13 protein-coding genes and 1 pseudogene are annotated in these 16,646 nt (G+C 70.6%); 7 read left to right on the forward strand and 7 right to left on the reverse strand.

The window, feature by feature from the left end; genetic code table 11:
* Positions 1 to 56: 56 nt before the first annotated feature.
* Positions 57 to 1,142 carry a phosphotransferase family protein gene (locus tag BMY88_RS03700; protein ID WP_170860951.1) on the reverse strand — a complete coding sequence of 362 codons (1,086 nt, stop codon included), beginning with the start codon at positions 1,140 to 1,142 and terminating at the stop codon, positions 57 to 59.
* The gene (locus BMY88_RS03705; protein ID WP_091940340.1) at positions 1,142 to 2,374 is read right to left on the reverse strand and encodes an acyl-CoA dehydrogenase family protein; all 1,233 of its coding nucleotides are present in this window, start codon (positions 2,372 to 2,374) and stop codon (positions 1,142 to 1,144) included. Before BMY88_RS03705 ends, BMY88_RS03700 begins: the two co-directional genes overlap by 1 nt.
* Positions 2,375 to 2,522: 148 nt before the next feature.
* Here BMY88_RS03705 and BMY88_RS03710 point away from each other — a divergent pair, with 148 nt between their 5' ends.
* The gene (locus BMY88_RS03710) at positions 2,523 to 3,080 is read left to right on the forward strand and encodes a nuclear transport factor 2 family protein (RefSeq protein WP_091940342.1); all 558 of its coding nucleotides are present in this window, start codon (positions 2,523 to 2,525) and stop codon (positions 3,078 to 3,080) included.
* Between the two features lie 119 nt (positions 3,081 to 3,199).
* On the opposite strand, the gene BMY88_RS03715 is transcribed toward BMY88_RS03710, so the two are convergent.
* Entirely contained in the window at positions 3,200 to 4,378 is a 1,179-nt protein-coding gene (locus tag BMY88_RS03715; protein WP_091940344.1) for a thiolase family protein, read from the reverse strand.
* A gap of 137 nt (positions 4,379 to 4,515) precedes the next feature.
* Between BMY88_RS03715 and BMY88_RS03720 the strand changes: the two genes are divergently transcribed.
* From BMY88_RS03720 to BMY88_RS24280, 4 genes and pseudogenes are all read left to right on the forward strand, one after another.
* Complete coding sequence (locus BMY88_RS03720; protein WP_091940346.1) at positions 4,516 to 5,280, forward strand: SDR family NAD(P)-dependent oxidoreductase; 765 nt, start codon at positions 4,516 to 4,518, stop codon at positions 5,278 to 5,280.
* Between the two features lie 74 nt (positions 5,281 to 5,354).
* A complete protein-coding gene (locus BMY88_RS03725) occupies positions 5,355 to 6,353 on the forward strand; it encodes an aldo/keto reductase (RefSeq protein WP_091940348.1) in 999 nt (332 codons plus the stop codon).
* Between the two features lie 66 nt (positions 6,354 to 6,419).
* Positions 6,420 to 7,277, forward strand: coding sequence for an aldo/keto reductase (locus tag BMY88_RS03730; RefSeq protein ID WP_244524431.1), 858 nt, complete (start codon positions 6,420 to 6,422; stop codon positions 7,275 to 7,277).
* 106 nt (positions 7,278 to 7,383) lie between these two features.
* Positions 7,384 to 7,697: pseudogene (locus tag BMY88_RS24280) on the forward strand (helix-turn-helix domain-containing protein); the annotation flags it as partial.
* Between the two features lie 259 nt (positions 7,698 to 7,956).
* Here BMY88_RS24280 and BMY88_RS03740 read toward each other — a convergent pair.
* The 4 genes from BMY88_RS03740 to BMY88_RS03755 all read right to left on the reverse strand — a co-directional run bounded on the left by BMY88_RS03740 (position 7,957) and on the right by BMY88_RS03755 (position 13,987).
* Complete coding sequence (locus BMY88_RS03740) at positions 7,957 to 9,153, reverse strand: flavin reductase (RefSeq protein WP_091940352.1); 1,197 nt, start codon at positions 9,151 to 9,153, stop codon at positions 7,957 to 7,959.
* A 141-nt stretch (positions 9,154 to 9,294) separates the two neighbouring features.
* A complete protein-coding gene (locus BMY88_RS03745; RefSeq protein WP_091940354.1) occupies positions 9,295 to 10,515 on the reverse strand; it encodes an acyl-CoA dehydrogenase family protein in 1,221 nt (406 codons plus the stop codon).
* A 63-nt stretch (positions 10,516 to 10,578) separates the two neighbouring features.
* The gene (locus BMY88_RS03750; RefSeq protein WP_091940828.1) at positions 10,579 to 11,355 is read right to left on the reverse strand and encodes an enoyl-CoA hydratase/isomerase family protein; all 777 of its coding nucleotides are present in this window, start codon (positions 11,353 to 11,355) and stop codon (positions 10,579 to 10,581) included.
* Positions 11,356 to 11,542: 187 nt separating this feature from the next.
* Complete coding sequence (locus BMY88_RS03755; protein ID WP_091940356.1) at positions 11,543 to 13,987, reverse strand: CaiB/BaiF CoA-transferase family protein; 2,445 nt, start codon at positions 13,985 to 13,987, stop codon at positions 11,543 to 11,545.
* Between the two features lie 232 nt (positions 13,988 to 14,219).
* Here BMY88_RS03755 and BMY88_RS03760 point away from each other — a divergent pair, with 232 nt between their 5' ends.
* Both BMY88_RS03760 and BMY88_RS03765 read left to right on the forward strand, forming a co-directional pair.
* A complete protein-coding gene (locus tag BMY88_RS03760) occupies positions 14,220 to 15,338 on the forward strand; it encodes an acyl-CoA dehydrogenase family protein (RefSeq protein ID WP_091940359.1) in 1,119 nt (372 codons plus the stop codon).
* A gap of 31 nt (positions 15,339 to 15,369) precedes the next feature.
* The gene (locus BMY88_RS03765; RefSeq protein WP_091940361.1) at positions 15,370 to 16,626 is read left to right on the forward strand and encodes an acyl-CoA dehydrogenase family protein; all 1,257 of its coding nucleotides are present in this window, start codon (positions 15,370 to 15,372) and stop codon (positions 16,624 to 16,626) included.
* Positions 16,627 to 16,646 lie beyond the last annotated feature (20 nt).

The raw sequence follows: 16,646 nt of genomic DNA on the forward strand, positions 1-16,646 counted from the left end.
TGGAGTGTGCGGACCACCGTCACGGCCCCGCCCGACGCCTCGGACCCCTCGCGCGGTCAGGTGAGGTGTGCGCGCTCCGAGGCTGCGTGCAGCAGAGCGGGGACGCCCGCCTCCAGCATCGGAGCGAACGTCGTGTCGTCCGGGCGCTGACCGTCCAACCAGCGGGTGTAGATGGCCTCGGAGAAGATCGCGGCCTTCCACAGCGCGAGCGCCTGGTACCAGGGCAGCGCCCGCAGGTCCGCACCGGTGCGGGCCGCGTAGTCGCCGGCGAGGTCGGCACTGCTCAGGTATCCCGGACGAGCCGTCACGGGACTGAGGTGGAGCGGGTTCGGGATCGCGCCGGGGTCGCTGTAGGTGGCCGTGAGGTAGCCGAGGTCGGCGAGCGGGTCGCCGAGGGTGGCCATCTCCCAGTCCAGGATCGCCAGCGGGGTGGCGGGGGCCGAGCGGCGGAACATCACGTTCCCCAGCCGGTAGTCGCCGTGGACCACCGCGGCTGCCTCGCTGGAGGGGAGGTTGTCACGGAGCCAGCCGGCCAGGCGGTCCACCTCCGGGAGGACGCGCGTCGTGTTCGTGTCCCACAGGCCGGCGAAGCGGGAGACCTGCCGCTCGAGGTAGCCCTCCGGCCGACCGAAGGCCGCGAGCGGTCCGGTGCTCACGTCGACGGAGTGCAGCTCGGCCAGGGCGCCCACGAGCGCTGCGCTGGTGGCCCGCCGCTGCTCCTCGCTGTCCAGCGCCTCCGGCACGGTGTCGGTGATGACGGCTCCGTCGAGCCACTCCATGGCGTAGAACGGCACCCCGAGCAGCGTCTCGTCCTCGCAGACCGCCAGGATCCTGGGGACCGGCACACCGGAACCGTGCAGGAGCTGCTGGATGCGCGCCTCACGCACCATGTCGTGCGTGGACCTGGGCAGCGGCGGACGCGGCCCGCGCCGCAGCACGAAGGCGTCGGCACCGCGCCGGATCAGGTAGGTGATGTTGGACTGGCCGTCGCCGGTGCGCTCCCAGGCGACCGCTCCCCCGCCCAGCCCGTGCGCGTCGAAGAAGGCCGTGACCGCATCGAGCACGAGCAGGGGCTGAGGCCGGTCCGGCCGGACCTCCCCCGCGGTGGCGACGACCTCGACCCCGTCGGCCTGCGTCTGCATCAGTCGATCCGCTCGACGGCCACGCCCTGGAAGGGCTCGCCCGAGGCTACGGCCTTCCGCCGCGCCGACGACGCTCGGCGGGCGATCGCCCACTTGTGCGTCTCGTTGGAGCCGTCGTAGATCCGGAAGGGACGGACCTCGTTCAGGTACTGGGCCAGCGGCAGGCCGTCGGAGACGCCGTCTCCGCCGCAGAGCTGGATGGCCCGGTCGATGATCCGGAAGACGGCGTCCGAGCAGTGCACCTTCGCCACCGAGGACAGAGCCGACCCGGCCCTGGGGTCGGACGCGAGGAGCAACGCCGTCTTGGTGATGACGGCGTCCGCGGTCTCGATGTCGATGACGGACTCGGCGATGAGGTTCTGCGCCAGTCCGAGCTCGTGCAGCGGGGAGCCGAAGATCTCCCGTGTCTGCGCGCGGTCCAGGGCGATGTCCGTCGCCCGGCGGGCCAGACCCAGCCACCGCATGCAGTGGGTGAGCCGGGCGGGCCCGAGGCGGACCTGCGCGTAGCGGAAGCCGAGGCCGGCCCCGCCCAGGACGGCGGCGTCGTCGACCCGGCACCCGTCGAAGTGGACGTGCGGGTGGCCGCCGTCGATGTACCGGTCGACGGTGTGGATGTGCCGACCGATCCGCACGCCCGGGTTGTCCATGTCGACGAGGAACATCGTCGCCCCCGCGGGGGACTCGCCGTCGTCTTCCGTCCGAGCCATGACGATGCAGAAGGCGGCACCGACGGCGCCGCTGATGAACCGCTTCTCGCCGTCGATCACCCAGCCGCCCGGGACGCGCCGCGCGGTCGTGAGCAGCGCCTCGGGGTCCGACCCCGCTCCCGGGTGCGGTTCGGTCATGCCAAAGCACGACCGTTCCCGCCCCTGGACAAGAGGCTCCAAATAGCGGCTCTTCTGCTCATCGGTCGCGATGAGCTCGAGCATGTGCATGTTGCCCTCGTCGGGCGCCATGCAGTTCAGGACGCTGGGACCGATCGGCGAGTAGCCGGCCTCCTGGAAGACCGGCGACCAGTGCTCGATGGCGAGTCCCTGGCCGCCGTACTCACGAGGCGCGTGCGGCGCGAACACCCCGGCGGCCTTGGCCGCGGCCTGCAACTCGGCGCGGGTCTCGGCCGCGAGGCGGTCGCCCGGCACCGGCTCGGCGTCGATCACGACGTCGCGGACGAAGGCCCGCACGCGCTGACGGAGGTCCTCCACCTCGGCGGGCAGACCGTACGGCTGGTTCACGACAGCTCCTCGATAGGGCAGGGCCGAGCCCCCGCGTCAGGGAGGCCGGAGATCGAGGCGTGGCGGCGGGAGCGCTCGCCCGGCGGCCACGCGCCTCGGCCCAGACACTAGCTAGCGTACGATCGGCACCGCTTGTACGGTACGTCACATGACTCTGTCTGACGCCGAGATCGCCGACCTCCGCCGACTGCTCGAGGTCCAGGCCATCCACGAGGTCATGCTCCGTTACGCGCGGGCCGTCGACCGAGCCGACTCCGACCTGATGGACTCCATCTTCTGGCCGGAGGGCACGGACAACCACGGCATGTACGAGGGCGATGCGGCCGGGTTCTTCGACCGAGCCCGCGCCGCGCGCGGGGACACGGAGCGAGCCCGCCACCACCTCATCGGCGTCCCGCGCATCCTCTCGCGGGAGGGCGACCAGACCCGGGTCGAGACGTACTTCATCTTCACCGGGGTCTACGGAGCCGGCGCCAATGACAACCTGGGAGACGTCAAGGAGGCCACGGTCGGCTTCAACTGGGGCCGGTACCGCGACCTTTTCGAGAAGCGGGACGGCGAGTGGAAGGTCCTCCACCGCGTGACCGTGTACGACGTCGTCCTGGCACAGCCCTACGACCCGGCGTTCGACTTCTTCAACATCCCGCTCGGGATCAACCGCGGGGCCGTCGAGCCTCGCGACGCCACCTATGAGTCCGAGTGGTGACGCGATCGGCAGGCGACGCGGGCTGACGCTCCAGGCTCCCCCGGGCGCACCCCCCACACGACCGACTCCCCTGCACCCTCCGTCGTCGGCGGAGGGGGCAGGGGCGTCGGTCGGGAGGGTCAGACGCGCTCGATGATGGTGGCGTTCGCCATCCCGCCGCCCTCGCACATGGTCTGCAGACCGAAGCGCCCGCCGGTCGACTCCAGCTCGTTCACCATGGTGGTGAGCAGCCGGGTGCCGGACGCACCGAGCGGGTGGCCGAGGGCGATCGCCCCACCGCGCTTGTTGACCTTCGCCAGGTCGACGTCGAGCTCGCGGGCCCACGCCAGGGGCACCGACGCGAAGGCCTCGTTGACCTCGAAGGCGTCGATGTCGTCGATGCCGAGCCCGGCGCGCTCGAGCGCACGGCGGGTCGCCGGGATGACCCCGCTGAGCATGACCGTCGGGTCCGACCCGGTGACGGCGAAGCCGTGGAACCGCGCCCGCGGCGTCAGCCCGAGCTCCGACGCCCGCTCCTCGCTCATGATGAGGACGGCGGACGCGCCGTCGGTGAACGGGGACGAATTCCCCGCGGTGATCCGCCAGTCGATCTCGGGGAACCGCGCCGCGAAGGCCTCGTCGGTGAAGACCGACCGGAGACCGGCGAGCCCGTCGACCGTCGTGCCCGCGCGGACGGTCTCGTCCACCCAGTGCTCCCCACCGTCCGGCAGGACGACCGGGACGATCTCGTCCTTGAACGCTCCCCCCGCCGCGGCGCCGGCGGCGCGACGGTGGGACTCGGCGGCGAACGCGTCGAGATCCGCACGATCGAGGCCCCAGCGCGCGGCCATCAGCTCGGCGCCGATCCCCTGGTGCGGCATGCCCTCCGGATAGCGCTCGGCGAGGGGGGCGAACGCGTCGCCGGTCAAGATGTTGGACCCCATCGGCACCCGGCTCATCGACTCCACGCCGCAGGCGATCACGATGTCGTAGACGCCCGCGATCACCCCCTGGGCCGCGAAGTGCGCTGCCTGCTGACTCGACCCGCACTGGCGGTCGATCGTCACCGCCGGCACCTCCTCGGGCAGCCCGGCCGCGAGGGCCGCCGTGCGCCCGATGTTGAGGGCCTGGTCCCCCACCTGGACGACGCAGCCGGCGAGGACGTCATCGACGAGCGCGGGATCGAGGTCGGACCGGGAGAGCAACTGCTGGATGGTCTGCGCCAGCAGCGCCGCCGGGTGGACGCCGCTCAGGGCGCCACCGGGCTTGCCACGGCCAGATGCGGTGCGGACGGCGTCGACGATGACTGCTCGGGTCACGAGTTCTCCTACGGGCCGGACGTGGATCCACCACATGGGCGTGGTATCGATCGCTCGCTAGAGTGATAGGTTAACACCTCTGCGGACGGACGAACGGGCCGTGCCGCCCGTCTTCGTGCCATCGGAGGTAGGACCGGATGAGCGAGTACCTGGAGCGCTTCCGCGCGGACGGCAAGGTCGCCGTCGTCACCGGAGCCAGCTCCGGCCTCGGACTGGGCTTCGCCCGGGCCATCGGCTTGGTTGGTGCGTCGGTCGTCGTCGCAGCGAGGCGCGGGGACCGCCTCGACGAGCTGTGCGCGGCCCTGCGCTCGGACGGGATCACCGCTCACCCCGTGGTCATGGACGTGACGGATCCCGAGCAGTGCACGGCCCTGGCCGCGGCCGCCGTCGACCGGTTCGGCTCGCTCGACATCCTCGTGAACAACGCCGGGCTCGGCGGGACCGTGCCCAGCCACAAGGAACCGCCGGAGCACTTCCGCGCCGTCGTCGACGTGAACCTGATGGGCACGTACTGGATGGCCCAGGCCGCAGCCCCGGTGATGCGCCCCGGGTCGGTCATCGTCAACATCGCCAGCCTCCACGGCGTGACGGCCTCGCGGTTCCCGCAGGCGGCCTACTCGGCGAGCAAGGCCGGCGTGCTCGGCCTCACCCGCGACCTCGCGAGCCAGTGGTCGACACGACGCGGCATCCGGGTCAACGCCCTGTGCCCGGGTTATGTCGAGACGGAGATGACCAGCGGGGGGATCGACGCCCTCTCCGCGATGGTCGAGCAGAACAGCATCCTCGGTCGCCTGGGCCGACAGGACGAGATGGACTCCGCGCTGATCTTCCTGGCGACCGACGCCTCCTCGTACATGACCGGCGGCTCCCTGGTCGTCGACGGCGGCTACAGCGTCGTGTGATCGGCCGGGCAGGCGCGAGCCGCGGAGGGGCTGCGGTCGCGACCTCGAGCAACATCCACACTAGGGAGGCGAGCATGAGGACAACCCGGCTGGGTTCGACCGGTCCGACCGTGTCCATAGAGGGACTGGGCTGCATGGGCATGAGCCCCATCTACGGCGCGGCGGACGACGACGAGAGCGTCACGACGCTCCACCGGGCCGTCGAGCTCGGCGTCACCTTCTTCGACACCGCGGAGATCTACGGCGCCGATCGCCACAACGAGAAGCTGGTGGGCCGCGCCCTCGCTCCGTTCCGGGACGACGTCGTCATCGCGACGAAGGTCGGGTTCGCGACCGCTCCTGACCGGCAGGGTGACAACGTCGGCAAGCGTGTCGTCGACGGCCGCCCCGAGAGCGTTGTGGCTGCAGCCGAGGGGTCGCTGCGGAGCCTGGACGTCGATCACATCGACGTCCTCTACCTGCACCGCATCGACACCAGCGTTCCGATCGAGGACACCGTCGGTGCCCTCGCAGAACTCGTCACGGCCGGCAAGATCGGGCACATCGGACTCTCCGAGGCCTCCCCGGCGACCATCCGCCGCGCCCACGCCGTCCACCCCATCGCGGCCGTCCAGACCGAGTACTCCCTGTTCGAGCGGGGCATCGAGACCAACGGCGTCGTGGAGACCCTGACCGACCTCGGCATCGCCCTGGTGCCGTACTCGCCTCTCGGGCGCGGCTTCCTGACCGGGCAGGTCAAGATCGACCAGCTGGACGAGTCCGACTTCCGGCACACCGACCCCCGCTTCCAGGGCGACAACCTGACGGCGAACCTGCGCATCGTCGACGCTGTCGGGCAGCTCGCTGCGCGCAAGAACGTCCTCCCGTCCCAGCTCGCCCTGGCCTGGACCATCGCTCAGGGTGGTGTCCCGATCCCCGGCACCAAGCGCGTGAAGTACCTGGAGCAGAACGCCGCCGCGGCCGACATCACCTTCACCGACGACGAGCTCGCCGCCCTCGACGCGGCCGCGCCGGTCGGCGCCGCGGTCGGCGACCGCTACGCCGGTGGCGGCATGGACCTGCTCACCCAGTAGCTCCGCTCGCACGCCACCGAGACCGAGCCGGCCACCCATCACCGCCCCGAGAAGAGCATCGATCACGTGACCACGGACACCTTCACCATCGGCGGCGACCTCACCGTCCACCGCGTGGGCTTCGGCGCGATGCGCCTCACCGGCCCCGACACCTACGGGATGCCCGCCGACCCCGAAGCGGCCAAGAAGGTCGTCCAGCGAGCCGTCGAGCTCGGCGTCGACTTCATCGACACCGCCGACCAGTACGGCCCCTTCACCTCCGAGCAGATCGTCGCCGACGCACTCCACCCGCGAAGCGACGACGTCATCGTCGCCACCAAGGGCGGCCTCGTCCGCTACGGGCCCAACCCCGCCCTGAAGAACGACGCCACCCCGCAGCACCTGCGCGAGGCCCTCGAGGGGAGTCTGCGCCGGCTCAAGACCGAACGGATCGACCTCTACCAGCTGCACCGCATCGACCCCGACATACCCGTCGAAGCGACGTTCACGTTCCTGCGCCAGGCCCAGGACGAGGGCAAGGTCCGCCACCTCGGCCTCTCCGAGGTCACCGTCGAGGAGATCGAGAAGGCGCAGGAGTTCTTCGACGTCACCTCCGTCCAGAACCGCTACAGCATCGGTGACCGGGCAGCCGAGCCCGTCCTGGAGTACTGCCGCGCTCAGGGGATCGCGTTCATCCCGTGGTTCCCCATCGGGGGTGGCGACATGGGCGGGCACGACGCCCTGTCCGACGTCTCGGCCGCTCATGGCGCCGGCATCCGCCAGGTCGCCCTCGCATGGCTGCTGCACCACGCCGACAACATCCTCTTGATCCCCGGCACCTCCAGCGTCTCCCACCTGGAGGAGAACATGACTGCACGAGACCTCGACCTCACGGCAGAGCAGATGCAGGCCCTGGACGCCCTCAGCCCCGCCCCTCTGGGCTAGATGTACCGGGCCAGGACGTTGGTGACAGTCGTCGGGGCTCGAACGAAGGAGAACCTCTGCATGGGGTGTGGCTTGTCGAAGGCCCAGCACCTGCTCGGAGGTTCTCCTGTCTCACGGTGATGCCCGCACGACTGTTCATGACCGGCTGTTGATCGTTTCCCGCCGGCGAGCCGGGTGGCGGCAGGCGCATGTCGCCGCGGCGATGGGGATCTCCTGCACGCGCGTGCGGACGCTTCGAGGCCGAGGCCGAGGCCGAGGGCGAGGCTGGGCTTGTCGACCGGTCCAGCCGACCACACAGCAGCCCGCGGCGGACTCCGGTCGAGGTGGAGAACCGCATCGTCGAGCTGCGTCGCCGGGAGAGCCGGGGCGCTTTGGCTCGGCGCCGAGCTGGGCGTGCCGGCCCGGACGGTCTCCCGGGTCCGGGTCTGCCACGGGATCAGCCGCATCACCGTCGGCAACGCTGCTGGGCACTACAGCTAGACCGCCTGAGGACGACGGAGACGTCCACGACGAGTCCGAGCGGGTGCGGCGCCTCCGGCTCGTGGGCTGCGCCGCAGCCTGTCAGGTCATGGTGACCGGAGAGACCCGCGACCACCGTGCCATCCGAGCACACCACGGAGCTCGACCCGACACAGCCTGGGCACGGGTTCTCGACAGCGCCTCGGAGCGAGCACCGCGGTCAGTGCTGGTCGGTGCCCGGGAGCGGGAAGCCGGCCGGCATCTCACCGCCGAGGGACTCCGTACAGCGCCAGCTCGCCTGGAGCAGGCGGCGGACGCATCGGCGGAGGGTGTCGCTGGACATGTCGGCCTGCAGCCCGTACAGGCCCATCTGGACCACCCGTCCCGCGGGCAGGAAGATCGGGACGGTCAGCGACCGGACGTCGTACTTGTCGTCGGAGCTCCCGATCGACGGCTGGTCGAGCATGGTCTTCCGGACCTCGACCAGTGCCGAGAGCAGCGCGGGGTCGGCTCCCCGGCCCGTCCGCTCGTCGATGGCGTTCTCCATCGCGGCGTAGGGCGTGTCGCCCCGACCGATCACGTAGCCACGCCGGCGGATCACGTCCAGCGTGTCCTGCCACCTCTCGAGTCCGTCCACACTCGCGTCGCTCACGGGCGAGACCCAGCGGTCGAGGTCTGCCGGGTCACCCCAGGCGGCCAACGGGGCCCCGATCGGCGCGAGGTAGGGAAGGCGGCGGCCGACGCGGGTCGGCCGCTTGCCACGCGGCGACGCCTGTGCGCCGGCGCCGGCGAGGACGACGAACTCGTCGCGGATCTGCGCGGCCAGGTTGCACTCCGAACCGCAGTCGCGGGCGACGCTCTCCAGTTCGGCGCGCACCGCCTCGACGACCGGCAGGAACTCCGCAAGGCTGGACTCGGACGCCGCGAGCGACGACGGCAGGAACCGGCCGTACCCACCGCGGAAGAACAGCAGCGGTAGGTCCTGGGACTCGGTCTCGAGAGCGGTGACGTGGCCGACGACCAGGTAGTGGTCCCCCAGGGTCAGGACGTCCTCCATCTCGCAGTCGATCCAGGCGACCGCACCATTGATGATCGGCGCGCCGCTCGGCGCCGGGTGCCAGGCGACGCCGGCGAACTTGTCCGCGCCCTTCGTGGCGAACGCCCGGCACAGCGCCTCCTGGTCCGCTCCCAGGACGTTGATGCAGAAGCGGCCCTGCGCCTGGATCTTCGGCCAGGTGCTGGAGTCCTTGCCCGGGTAGAACGCGACGAGCGGGGGGTCCAGCGAGACCGAGGAGAACGATCCGATCGTGAGGGCCGCAGGCGGTGCTCCCGGGATCGTGGCCGTCACGACGACGACGCCGGTCGGGTACTGGCCGAGCACCTGGCGGAACTGCTGCGCGGTGAACTCGTGGGTCATGGCACTTCCGCCGTTCTGTCGTCGGGACCCGGTCCCGTTCGCCGAACGCGTTGGCCGGGTGCTGACTCCCCAGGTCAGCACCCGGCCTACGCGGTGACGTCCGCCGCCGCCACGGGCCCGGCGGAGGCGGATGTCAGGAGGTCAGGACCCGATCGCCGATTCGGCCCGGGCTGCTTCGAGCAACACCGGCGCGAGCTTGCCGGCCTGGTGGGGGCTGAGCAGGAGGTGGTTCAGCGCGACGGAGGTGTCGGCGTTGATCCGTGCGATGACGCCGTCCGCCGGGATGGCCTCGGAACCGGCCCACACCGACACGGTGGACACGATGTCCCGGAGCACGCGGTTCAGGTGCAGGTCCGCCTGCTCGACCCGCGCCCCGAGCAGCTCGGTCACGCGCCCCTCGGCAGAGGCATCCCAGAGATCCTGGTATGCGCCGAGGACGAAAGCACGTGCAGCCCGGTACTCGCCGTCGATGCGCACGAAGTCGTACTGGAAGAGCGGGTGCTCGTCGACGGCCGCGATGTCCCCGCGACGCTTCCCCTTCACGATCTTGGCGATCTCCTCGATGGCGTGCTTCGCCACCCCGAGCCCGACGCCGGTGTGGTGCAGGTGCGCGGTGGCGAGAAAGCCGATGCCGAAGATCGTCCCCGAGGACCGCTCACCGGGGGCGTTCGAGAGCCACTTGGCCTCGAGGACGTGCTCCTTGACCCGGTAGTGACCGGAGCCGGACGCCTTCAGGCCGGTGGCGTGCCAGTTGTTCAACCACTCGATGTTCTCGGGGTCCATGTAGGCGTTTACCACGACCGGGTTCCCGTCCTCACCGAGCACCTTGTCGCCGTTCTCGTCCAGCAGGTACAGCGCGCTCGCCACCCGGTCGACACGCTGCGTGCCGGAGCCGAACGGCATCGGCTCGGACTCCACGAGGTACCCACCGTCGACGGGCTTGGCGGTTCCCGGGACCTTGCCGAACGCGAAACCGCAGGCGGTGTTACTGCCGTTCGGCCCGACCAGCTCGCGGTAGCTGTCGGCGGGGAGGACGATCCCCGGGAAGATCGTGCCGATCGAGTGGAGGGCGAACACCCATCCTGCAGAGGCGTCCTGGCGAGAGACCTCCTCCACCACCTTGAGGTAGCTCACGACGTCCAGACCTTCACCGCCGTGGTGGCTCGGCTGGAGCAGCCGGTACAGGCCGGCGTCCCGCCACGCCTCGACGAGCTTCGCCGTGACGACGGTGTCCTCGTCGCCCTGCGGGCGCTCGGCCTCGACGAGGGGGGCGAGGGACCGGGCCACCTCGACCCACTTCTGCGCGACGTCGGACGTCGCCTGCTTCGTGCTCTTCTCCGGGGCGTCGATCAGAGACGTCATGATGGGTGTGACCTCCGTTGGTTGGGATGGTGGTCGAACGGATCGGTGCGAGCGTCCTGGGGCTCACTGGCCCCTGAAGACGCCAGGGCGTTTCTCCAGGAATGCCGTCGTCGCCTCGACGACGTCATCGGTGGCCATGGTCATGGCCTCGAGCTGGAGACTCAGTTCCAGGACCTCCCCGGCACGCTGCCCGAGGAGCCGATTGAGGGCCTGCTTGGTCCCCTGGACGGCCAGGGGCGGCAGGGACGCGATCTTGTCGGCGAGCGCACGCGCGCAGGGCAGGACGTCCTCGGGAGCGTCAACCAGATCGGTGACCAGGCCGAAGGCGTAGCCCTCCTCCGCCGTGATCGGATCGCCGGTCAGCAGGTGCCGCTTGGCGCGCAGGATGCCGGCCGACAGGGGCCACACGACCGCGCCCCCGTCCCCCGCGACGACGCCGATCCGCACGTGCGGATCAGCCAGCCGGGCTCCCCGCCACGCGACGACGACGTCCGTGGCGAACGCGACGTTGGCACCCAGACCCATCGCGGCGCCCTGGATGGCGGTGACGATCGGGATCGGGAACGACAGCAGTTCGGTCATGAGTTCGAGCCCCGCGGCCACCGCCCGCTTTCGGGCGCCGAAGTCAGAGGCCATCGCCAAGACCGTGTTCACGTCTCCGCCGGCGGAGAACGCCTTGCCCTCCGCGGCAAGGATCACGGCACGCACATCGTCGTCGGTGTGCCGGAGGAACTTGAGCGCCTCGATGAACTCCGTCTCCTGCGGGACGTCGAACCGGTTCATCAGGTCGGGGCGGGTGAAGGTGATCGTCACGACCGTCGCCTCGCGGGTGATCCGCATCGTCTCCAGGGCATCTCCGTAGTCCATCTACAGAGCCTTCCTTCCTGTGCCGGACACGAGCGGGTTCACCGCAGCGGGCAACATCTGTATAGCGATCGATCGATAATTCATGGTGCCCGTCACAGTTGCTCCCGTCAAGGTCGCGCCGAGGCTGACGATCGGCGGGAATGCACGGTCGCTCGGCCGCCTACCGCGAACCATCCGCCGTCTGCAGCACGCCGTCGCCCGTGAGTCGATCGATCTCGGCCGCGCTCATGCCGAGGAGCTCGGAACAGATCGCGACGGTGTCCTGCCCCATCTCCGGGGACGGCCGCACCGGTGAGCTCTGGATCCGACGGGCGAGGAACGGGCGCCGCACCGTGTTCAGCGGCTCGGCGAAGCCGGGCTGGTCCTGGAGCGCCAGGTAGTCCCGTGCGAGGAGTTGCGGGTCGTCGAGCAGCTCGGGCGGCCGCTTCATGGCGCCGGCCGGCACCCCGTGGGACTGGAGGAGTGTCATGACCGAGTCGGCCGTGTGGCTCGCGGCCCAGTCTCGGACGTGACCGTCCAGCGCCTCGTGGTGGTCGCGGCGTGCATGCGCGTCGGCGAACTCCTCGGCCCCGGCCCACGAGGGGTTCCCCAGCGCCGAGCGGAAGTTCGCCCAGTCGGCGTCGTCCCGGACACAGATCGCGCACCACTCGTCGTCACCTGCGCACTCGTAGACACCCCAGGGGGCGCCCTTCGCCTCGGGCGACGACAGCCCCAGGGCGTCCCGGGCGAACTCCTCGGACAGGTGGTTGAGCACGACCTCTGCCTGCGACACCCGGATGTTCGCCCCCTTCCCGGTGGCCCGGCTGCGGATCACCGCGGAGAGGACGGCCAGGCCGGCCATCCGGGCGGCCTGGTGGTCGGGGTACACGGTCGTGGTGTCGCCGAAGCCACCCGGGTCGTCCGGATAGCGCCACAGGTGGGTCAGCCCGGAGGCACTCCGGACAGCCGGCCCGTAGGCCAGCCAGGACGCCCAGGCCCCGGTGTCACCGAAGCCGCTGGACGACATCCAGACGATCTTCGGGTTGACGGCGGACAGCTCGTCGTACCCCAGGCCCAGACGCTCGAGCGTGCCGGGCTTGAAGTTGGAGACGACGACGTCGGCCGTGGCCACGAGACCCTTCACCAGGTCGCGGCCCGCCTCGGTCCGGGTGTCGACGCCGAAGCTACGGCGGCCGCGGTTGCCCAGCGCGAAGTTCTTCGCGATCAGGGAGCCCGGTTCGCTGCCACCGCGATACTTGTCGGGGAAGGCAGCGTTCTCGATCTTGATGACGTCCGCACCCAGGTCGGCGAAGAGGCGACCGGCCTCGGCACCGAAGACGATGCTCCCGAAGTCGATGACACGGAGGCCGGACAGCGGCAACGACGGCGCCGCGCTGGACGAGCCGTCCGCCGGGTCGGACGCTGCCGGCCGCGCCGCCGACGAGGCCGGGAGGTCGGAGAGCAGGGCGTTGTGCTCCCCCGGCTCGGGGGCCCGCCGCCGGTAGCCGATTCGCTCCCCGTCGATCTCGAGGAACCCCGACGGGATCACCGCACGGAGCCCGGGAGAGATCTCGGCGTCCACGAAGGCGCCGCGCTGCTCGAAGTGCTCCTGCACGGCGACTTCCGTCGGGCTCAGGACCGGGGCGATCGGCACGCCCCGCTTCTGGCCCTCCACGGCCAGTTCGGCCTTCGTCTTGTCCCGGAAGAGCTCCACGTAGGCCCGCTCCAGAGCCGCCTGCTCCCGGTCCCGGCCCAGGATGGTCTGGTACTTGGGGTCGGCGAACTCGTCTGGCTCACCGAGCCAGCCGTACATGGCCCGCCACTGGCCGGGAGCCAGGACGAGGCACCGCACGTAGCCGTCGGCGCACGGATAGATCGGATAGGGCTTGGACCGGGGCCTGGTCCACTCGGAGCTGTAGGGATCCGTCGGCGCCTGGGTCTGCTTGGTGCCGGCCGTCGCCGTGCCCGCCGTACCGAAGGGCGGATCCACCACCTCGATGGTCGCCTCGAAGACGGAGAAGTCGATGAGGTCGCCGCGCCCTGACTGCAGTCGCTCGAAGTAGGCGACCAGGGCGGCCCACGCGGCCTGGGCGGCACTCGAGTGGTAGGCCAGGTCGAACGGGACCAGGGCGGGCTCGCGCGGCCAGAAGCCCGACCGGCTCAGCTGCGAGCCCAGGGCCAGGTGTACGGCGTCCGTGCCCACGAAGTCCTTGTACGGGCCGGTTCGCCCGAAGTCGCTCACCGCGAGGACGACGAGGTGCGGGAGGCGGGAGTGGACCTCTTCCGGGTCCAGCGCCTCCACCCGGGCGCTCTGGTTCGCGAGGATGACGATGTCAGCCGACTCGAGCAGGCGCCACAGCTGCCCGGCGCCGGTCGCATCGGACGGATCCAGGGCGACGCCTGACTTGTTGAAGTTCTCGATGAGGTGACGGACGTCCGTGTCGTCGACGTCCGGTGTGCGCTCGGGGTTGCCGGCGGCCTCGCGCTCGCGGCTGCCGGCGGTCTCCACCTTAATGACGTCGGCCCCGAAGTCGGCCAGGAGCCGACCCGCCATGTCCAGGAACCCGTCGGTCATCTCGACGACGCGGACACCCGCCAGGGGGAGGCGATCGGACGTGCTGGCCATGCGGGGACTCCATCCACGAGACGGGACTGCGCGGCGCCGCCGGCGATCCCACGCGATTGGCGGGACGATCCGAACGTGCTGCGGGTCACCCTAGCCGAGCAGCGTAACGAGCGATAGATCCGTCCCTAGCGATCGCTCGCTTGACCGCTTTCAGGGGCGCACATACCCTCCGAAGACGTTCCATCCTTGGGCTCGACGGTCGCGCTCCCGGAGGAGCGCCTCAGGAGGAATCATGGTGTCGGTCTTCACCGAGGAGCACGAGAGCCTTCGGTCTTCCCTGCGGGCCTTCTTCGCGAACCGGTCACCGGAGTCCGAGGTACGCCGCCTCATGGCCACCGACGAGGGGTACGACCGCGACGTCTGGCGGCAGATCGCGTCGGAGCTGGGTCTCCAGGGCTTGATCGTCCCGGAGGAGCACGGCGGCTCCGGGTACACCTGGGTCGAACTCGGCGTCGTCCTGGAGGAGATGGGCCGGGCGCTGTTCTGCGCGCCCTACTTCTCCACCGTGGTCCTGGCCACCTCCTGCCTCTTGGAGAGCGGAGACACGGCCGCGCAGAAGGAGTACCTCGAGGGCATCGCCTCGGGCGACGTCGTGGGCGCGCTCGCGTTCGTCGAGGCCTCGGGTCGCTGGGACGAAGCCGGGATCGAGATGGCGGCGACGGCGGACGGCGACTCGTACCGCCTCACCGGCGAGAAGCTCTTCGTGCTCGACGGCCACGTCGCCGACCTCGTCGTCGTGGCGGCCCGCACCGGTAGCTCCGTCTCGCTGTTCACCGTCGACAAGGGCGCTCCTGGGCTGACCACGCGGCTGACGGAGACGCTCGACCAGACGCGCAAGGTCGCTGTCGTCACCTTCGAGAACACGCCTGCGCGGCTGCTCGGAGTGGAAGGCGCGGGCTGGACGACCTTGAGCAAGGTCCTGGACCTCGCCGTCGTCGCCCTGGCTGCCGAGCAGGTGGGTGGCGCGCAGGCGGCGCTCGACATGGCGGTGGAGTACTCCAAGATCCGGATCCAGTTCGGCCAGCCGATCGGCGCATTCCAGGCGCTGAAGCACATGCTCGCTGACGTCATGCTCGAGGTGGAGTCCGCGCGGTCGGCCATGCACGTGGGGCTCGCGGCGGCCAGCGGGCACGAGGGCGCGGAGCTCTCCGCCGTCGCGCCCCTGGTGAAGGCCTACTGCTCCGACGCCTTCGAGCTCGCATCGCACCAGAACATCCAGGTCCACGGCGGGATGGGCTTCACCTGGGAGGTGCCGGCCCATCTCTACTTCAAGCGGGCCAAGTCCATGGCCGTGTTCCTCGGGGACTCGACCCAGCACCGTGAGCGGCTGGCCGGCCACCTCGGCCTCTGAGCCGGCCCGACCACGAAGAGGAGTCTTCAGCATGGACAACGACATCGCCCCCGACCGGCTCGCTGAACAGGTGCGCGACTGGCTCGCCGAGAACTGGCGGGGAGTCGACGACCGCGAGTGGCGAGAGAAGGTGGTCCTCGCCGGCTGGGCGGCGCCGACGTTCCCGGAGAACGCCTACGGCCTCGGCCTCAGCAAGAGCCTGGCGCAGGTCGTCGGCGCGGAGTTCACCGCGGTCGGCGCGCCCCGGGCCTGTCAGGACCTCGGCCCCGGCGTGGTCGACGGGTGGGTCAGGATGATCGGCCTGGTGGTCGCTCTCCACGGCCTCCCGGCGCTGCGGGAGCAGTTCGTCCGGGATCTTCTCGTCGGAGACGCCGACGGCGGACTGGCGCTGTACAGCGAGCCGAATGCGGGCTCGGACCTGGCCGGCCTCCAGACCCGGGCCGTGCTCGACGGGGACCACTGGATCGTCAACGGCCAGAAGGTCTGGTCCTCGGGCCCACTCGACTCCACCTGGGGGGCGTTGCTCGCGCGGACCGACGAGGACGTGCCGAAGCACCAGGGCATCAGCTTCTTCATCGTGGATCTGCAGCAGCCGGGCGTCGAGGTCCGGCCGATCAAGCAGATCACGGGGGACTCCGAGTTCAACGAGGTCTTCCTGACGGACGTGCGCGTGCCCGTCGAGAACGTGGTCGGCGAGATCAACGACGGCTGGGCGATCCTGCAGGTCGCGCTCGGCGCCGAGCGCGAGTGGCTGGGCGAGTACTTGGAGTCCATCGGCCGGACCGAGGAGACCGCCGGGGACCACCGGAGCGCCCTCGCGCCCATCGCCGACGGCGCGGCAGACCTCGTCCGGGCGGCACGTCGCGCCGGCCGGGCCGACGACTCCGCCATCCGCCAGACCATCGTCCAGCTGCACACGTGGCGGTTGGTGCACGAGTGGACGACCGAGCGACTGTCTTCGGCGAGCGACAGTGCCCAGAGCCAGGTCGCGGCGGCGGCCCTCGGCAAGCTCGCCAGTTCCCGGATCCTGCACTCCGTGGGCCGGTTCAAGGCCCAGATGCTGGGTCCGGAGGCGATGCTGTACGGCCCGGAGAACCGCACCGGCGACGACGTCAACCGCGAGATGATGAACGCCTTCACGAACTCGGTGGGCGGCGGCACGGACCAGATCCAGCGCAACATCATCAGTGAGCGCCTGCTCGGCATGCCGAGGGCACACACCCCCGACCGTGGCGTGCCCTTCCGCGACATCAGGAAGGGCACGACCCAGCGGAACATCTCAGGCTGAGCCCGACGTCCGGCGCCGCC

The sequence above is a fragment of the Trujillonella endophytica genome, from assembly GCF_900110555.1.
GTDB classification, from domain to species: Bacteria; Actinomycetota; Actinomycetes; order Mycobacteriales; family Geodermatophilaceae; genus Trujillonella; species Trujillonella endophytica.

Coding starts and splice junctions, on each gene's coding strand:
- BMY88_RS03700 (WP_170860951.1), bottom strand. CDS start 1,142: ATGCAGACGCAGGCCGACGGGGTCGAGGTCGTCGCCACCGCGGGGGAG.
- BMY88_RS03710 (WP_091940342.1), top strand. CDS start 2,523: ATGACTCTGTCTGACGCCGAGATCGCCGACCTCCGCCGACTGCTCGAG.
- BMY88_RS03720 (WP_091940346.1), top strand. CDS start 4,516: ATGAGCGAGTACCTGGAGCGCTTCCGCGCGGACGGCAAGGTCGCCGTC.
- BMY88_RS03725 (WP_091940348.1), top strand. CDS start 5,355: ATGAGGACAACCCGGCTGGGTTCGACCGGTCCGACCGTGTCCATAGAG.
- BMY88_RS03740 (WP_091940352.1), bottom strand. CDS start 9,153: ATGACCCACGAGTTCACCGCGCAGCAGTTCCGCCAGGTGCTCGGCCAG.
- BMY88_RS03745 (WP_091940354.1), bottom strand. CDS start 10,515: ATGACGTCTCTGATCGACGCCCCGGAGAAGAGCACGAAGCAGGCGACG.
- BMY88_RS03750 (WP_091940828.1), bottom strand. CDS start 11,355: ATGCGGATCACCCGCGAGGCGACGGTCGTGACGATCACCTTCACCCGC.
- BMY88_RS03755 (WP_091940356.1), bottom strand. CDS start 13,987: ATGGCCAGCACGTCCGATCGCCTCCCCCTGGCGGGTGTCCGCGTCGTC.
- BMY88_RS03760 (WP_091940359.1), top strand. CDS start 14,220: ATGGTGTCGGTCTTCACCGAGGAGCACGAGAGCCTTCGGTCTTCCCTG.
- BMY88_RS03765 (WP_091940361.1), top strand. CDS start 15,370: ATGGACAACGACATCGCCCCCGACCGGCTCGCTGAACAGGTGCGCGAC.